The sequence below is a fragment of the Streptomyces sp. WELS2 genome, assembly GCF_013870595.1.
Lineage (GTDB): Bacteria > Actinomycetota > Actinomycetes > Streptomycetales > Streptomycetaceae > Streptomyces.
Window position 1 is genome coordinate 1 of the sequence record NZ_JACBWZ010001381.1, and the last position, 834, is coordinate 834.

Annotated in this window: 1 protein-coding gene; it reads left to right on the plus strand. The window is 70.7% G+C overall.

From position 1 onward, the window contains the following. Nucleotides 1-422: 422 nt before the first annotated feature. The coding region (locus tag H5J33_RS36495; protein WP_181798963.1) for a lytic transglycosylase domain-containing protein at nucleotides 423-834 on the plus strand (412 nt) is incomplete at its 3' end.

Below are 834 nucleotides of genomic sequence, written 5' to 3' on the forward strand. Positions count from 1 at the left end.
GCTGCGGGCACTGCGCCGGGCCACCCGGCGCGCCGCCTTCGAGACCGCGGTCACATTCGAGGGTCCCGGGCGGTGACCCGGCGCACCACTCCGGGTGCGGGGTGTGCGCGAGCCGGTGAAGGACCCCACATGACGCACGTCACCTACGACCCCCGGCCGTAGCACCTTTTGCCCGATACACCCCTTCCCGCACCCCGCCTGACCTGCGGATTGAGACCCACGCCACATTCTTGGTGTTCGTCGTGAATCCGGCCACCACTAGTAAAGGGGGTCATTGCGGGCACCGTCCGGGCCTGCTTGTCTGGAGGACGTCGCCAGGCGCCACGAGCCCCGCAGCGGGCCGCGGCGCCCACGTATGGAACCGGCTCCCGTGGTCCGGCCCCTGCGGGCGATCCCCTCATCCCCGACGCAAGAGGTACTCCGTGACCGTCTCCATCATCCGCCGCATCGCCTCCCCGAAGAAGGTCCTCACCACCGCCGCCGTGGCCGCCGCCACCGCCGGCATGGCGCTCACCGCCGCCCCGGCTCACGCCGCCCCGGCCCAGGCCTCCTCCGCCCAGGCGATCGCGCACCAGATGATCCCGGACGCCGCGCAGTTCAACGCCTTCAGCAAGATCGTCTCCCACGAGAGCGGCTGGAACCCCCACGCCACCAACAGCTCCTCCGGCGCCTACGGCCTCGTCCAGGCCCTCCCGGCCTCCAAGATGGCCTCCGCCGGCGGCGACTGGAAGACCAACCCGGCCACCCAGATCAAGTGGGGCCTGAACTACATGAACTCCCGCTACGGCAGCCCCGTCCAGGCCTGGAACTTCTGGCAGGCCAACGGCTGGTACT